At 71.7% G+C, this 3,735-nt stretch carries 3 protein-coding genes; 1 reads left to right on the plus strand and 2 read right to left on the minus strand.

Going from position 1 to position 3,735, the window contains the following annotated elements:
* Positions 1-97: 97 nt before the first annotated feature.
* Together AB0J68_RS29095 and AB0J68_RS29100 are read right to left on the minus strand one after the other, a co-directional pair.
* Positions 98-916 carry an SAM-dependent methyltransferase gene (locus AB0J68_RS29095; protein WP_363941712.1) on the minus strand — a complete coding sequence of 273 codons (819 nt, stop codon included), beginning with the start codon at positions 914-916 and terminating at the stop codon, positions 98-100.
* A 76-nt stretch (positions 917-992) separates the two neighbouring features.
* Positions 993-2,006: a PaaX family transcriptional regulator C-terminal domain-containing protein gene (locus AB0J68_RS29100; protein WP_363941715.1), complete on the minus strand. Its 1,014-nt coding sequence runs from the start codon at positions 2,004-2,006 to the stop codon at positions 993-995.
* A gap of 282 nt (positions 2,007-2,288) precedes the next feature.
* Here AB0J68_RS29100 and AB0J68_RS29105 point away from each other — a divergent pair, with 282 nt between their 5' ends.
* Complete coding sequence (locus tag AB0J68_RS29105) at positions 2,289-3,656, plus strand: PHB depolymerase family esterase (protein ID WP_363941718.1); 1,368 nt, start codon at positions 2,289-2,291, stop codon at positions 3,654-3,656.
* The last annotated feature ends 79 nt before the right edge of the window (positions 3,657-3,735 follow it).

A 3,735-nucleotide genomic window follows, 5' to 3' on the forward strand; every position in this document is an offset into this window, starting at 1 on the left:
ATCGCGGCGATCGCCGACCTGTTGACGCCACCGCGCAAACGGCCGACGAAGAAGAGCCGCTGAGCGACCGCGGCACCGGCTTCGGTGGCGGTCGTCGTCACCGGACCCGGGCGACGGCGCCGTTGAACGACACGTCCTGCACGGACGGACGCGGCTGCGGCGCGTCGTCGGCGTGCCACCGCGCCACGGACACGACGCCGGGCTCGACGAGCTCCAGCCCGTCGAGAAGGGCCGCGAACTGCTCGGTCGTCCGGGCCTGGAACCGGCCGTCGCGGTTGTTGGCTTCGAGCTGAGCGATGGCGGCGGGCGGCAGGTATTCCCAGGTCACGTGCGAGGCGACCACGTAGCTGCCGGACGGCAGCGCCGCGATGAGCCGATCGAGGATGCCCTTGGGGTCCTCGTCGTCGCGGATGAAGTGCAGGATGGCCACCAACATCAGCGCGACGGGTTCGGTCAGGTCCAGTGTCGTGCGCAGGTCGGGATGGGCGAGGATCTTGTCCGGTTCCCGCAGGTCGGCGTCGAGGTAGGCCGTCCGCCCCTCGGGCGTGCTGGACAACAGCGCGCGGGCGTGGGCCAGGACGATCGGGTCGTTGTCGACGTAGACCACCCGTGCCGACGGTTCGATGGCCTGGGCGACCTCGTGGGTGTTGTCGGCGGTCGGGATGCCGGTCCCGATGTCCAGGAACTGCCGGACGCCGTGCTGCGCCAGGAAGCGCACCGTGCGTTGCAGGAACATCCGGTTCTCCACGGCGGAGAGCCGGATGGTGGGCATCGCGGCCGCGAGCGCGTCGCCGGACTCCCGGTCGGCGGCGAAGTTGTCCTTGCCACCCAACAGGTAGTTGTACCGACGGGCAGGGTGCGCGACGGAGGTGTCGATCCGGTCGGCCGCCGAAAGGTCTGCACCGTGTGACGTCATCCGGCCTCCCCAGCGCTGCGCGTTCTCCACAAGGTACACACCTCGTCGCCGGTGGGGAGACCCCGTCAGTTGCCGTTCAGGTCGCGCAGCTCTCGACCGTCGCCGATGCACCGCCCGGGTCCGGAGCCGGGTCCGCACGGAGTACCCCGGCGAGGAGGTCGGCGGTGGTGTGCGCCTGGATGCCGGGCTGCGTGCCGTCGACGAACCGTGCGACGACCGACCGGACGTGGCGCGCGGCGGGTTCGGCGAGGCCGTCGTAGACGGCTTCGAACAGCTCCCGGGCCGGCCGTCGGAGCCATCCCGCCGGCAGCAGGTCCAGCGGCAACCGGGGGTCGAGGGTGGGAAACCGGCGGAAGGTGTCCATGACCTCGGTACGCGCCCGCACCGCCGCCGCGCCGTCGACGGCTCCGGATCGCAGCCTCGGCACCAGGGGCGTCCACCGTCGCAGGAACTCCTCGTAGTGCCGACCGATCGCCTCGATGTCCCAGGCGTCGATGGGAGCGCGCTGGCCGATCGCGTCGAGCGCCGCCTGTCGCCCGCGAAACACCGTGACGGCGCCGAGGGTGAACCGGGCGAGCTTCGCCCTGCCCTGCGCGCCCAGTTCGTACGGCGAGATCCACAGCCCGTCGTACAACGGCGCGAACCCGAGCCAGCGGAGCTGGCCACGCAGGGCCCGCCGCTGGGTGCTGTGATCCTGCGGCAGGGAGAAGGCGACGAGGGTCCAGCATCCGTCCCACGCCGTGACCTCGGTGGTGGCGGCCAGGATCCAACTACCTCCGCTGGACAGGTTCGCGGCGGCGGCGCGGCTGATCCGGTAGGAGCTGCGCCGTCCCTCCCGGCTGCCCTCCAGCACACCCCGACGGGCCAGGCGGCTGATCGCGGCGCGGGCTCCGGCCGTGCTCACCCCGGCCTCGGCGAGCAGCGCGACGAGGGCGGCGGACGGGATCCGCGCGCGGTACCGCAGGGTGTAGTCGGCCAGCAGGGTCACCGCGAGATCCTGCGGCGAGCTGCCGGCCTGCCGCCGGGGCAGCCGCGGCGGGTCGTCCCCGTCGTCGGGATAGATCTCCTCGATGGTGAAGGGGCTTGCCACAGGCGCTCCCGGCTCGGCTCAGGGACGGTGCACCGACTGTAGACGGAGGGCCCGTGCCGCCGGGCCCGTCGCGGCGGGCACGACCACGCATGCAATTGAGGTACGTCGATTGACACTTCGGCGACCGCGAGGAACACTATCTGCTACGCGACGCCGCACGGAGCCGGGCTTCGGGCAAGCACACGTAGTGGGCGAGGCGCGATCACCACGGGCAGTCGGGCGCACCCGTGACCGCCCCGCGACCACACGCAACCCGCACAGGTGATCGAAGGAGTCGTCCCCGTGAAAATCCGAAGGAAACTGCTGCTCGCCCTGGTCACGTCGCTGGCGGCGGCCGGCCTGGTGGCACCCGCGCTCCAGCCCGCGTACGCCGCGTCGCTCACCGAGGTGACCAGCTTCGGCGACAATCCGGGCCGGATGCGCATGCACGTCTACGTGCCCGACACCCGCCCGACCAGACCCGCGATCGTGGTCGCCATGCACGGCTGCGGAGGGTCGGGCCCCGGCTTCTACTCCGGCAGCGAATTCGCCGCCCAGGCCGACCGGTACGGGTTCATTGTGATCTACCCGACGGCCACCCAGCAGGCCGGCTTCGGCAACTGCTTCGACACCTGGTCGGATGCCGCCAAGCGCCGCGGCGGCGGCAGCGACCCCGTGTCGATCATCTCGATGATCCGCTACGCACAGCAGCAGTACGGCGGCGACCCCGACCGGGTGTACGCCACCGGCAGCTCGTCCGGCGGCATGATGACGAACCACATGCTGGCGCTGTACCCCGACGTGTTCAAGGCCGGCGCGGCGTTCATGGGGGTCCCCTACAACTGCTTCGCCAACGCGGCGGACTATCCGCCCGGGAGCAGCCAGTGCACCGGCGGGAACATGAACCGCACGCCGCAACAGTGGGGTGACGCGGTCCGGCAGGCCTACCCCGGCTACTCCGGCCCCCGCCCGCGCGTGCAGTTGTGGCACGGCACCAGCGACACCCTCGTGCCGTACTCGCTGCTGCAGGAGACCATCGAGCAGTGGACCAACGTGTTCGGGCTCAGCCAGACACCCACCTCCACCGACACGCCGCAGACCAACTGGAACCGGCGTCGGTACGCCGACGCGAGCGGGACCGTCCAGGTCGAGGCGTACAGCATCCAGGGCGCCGGGCACAGCCTGCCCGCCGGCGGCATGGCCGCTGCCGCCGTCGCCTTCTTCGGCCTGACCGCCCCGCCGAACCCGACCACGCCGCCCCCGAACCCGACCACGCCGCCGCCCAACCCGACCACGCCGCCGCCGAACCCCACCACGCCGCCGCCGAACCCCACCACGCCGCCGCCGAGTTCCGGCGCGTGCCGCGTGAGCGTGGCCATCAACGCCTGGAACACCGGCCTGACCGAGAACCTCACCATCACCAACACCGGCGCCAGCGCCGTCAACGGCTGGTCGCTCGTCTTCACCCTGCCCGGCGGGCAGAGCGTCACCTCGGGCTGGAACGCGACCTACTCCCCCGCGTCCGGCCAGGTGACGGCCCGGAATGTCGCCTACAACGCCAGCATCCCGCCGAGCGGATCGGTCACCATCGGCTTCCAGGCCACCCACACCGGCAACACCGCCCGACCGAGTTCGTTCACTCTCAACGGCGCGACCTGCACGATCGCCTGACCGCGGGCGATCCCCGACGTCCACCCGGGCCGAGCTGTCCGAGCCCGTACGAGATCGAGCCGGCCCCGTCGCGGCAAGC

This window comes from Micromonospora sp. NPDC049580 (genome assembly GCF_040675595.1).
Lineage (GTDB): Bacteria > Actinomycetota > Actinomycetes > Mycobacteriales > Micromonosporaceae > Micromonospora.

What these genes read in the sequence shown, in the direction of transcription:
- AB0J68_RS29095 (WP_363941712.1), bottom strand. Translation starts at nt 916, where the DNA reads ATGACGTCACACGGTGCAGACCTTTCGGCGGCCGACCGGATCGACACC.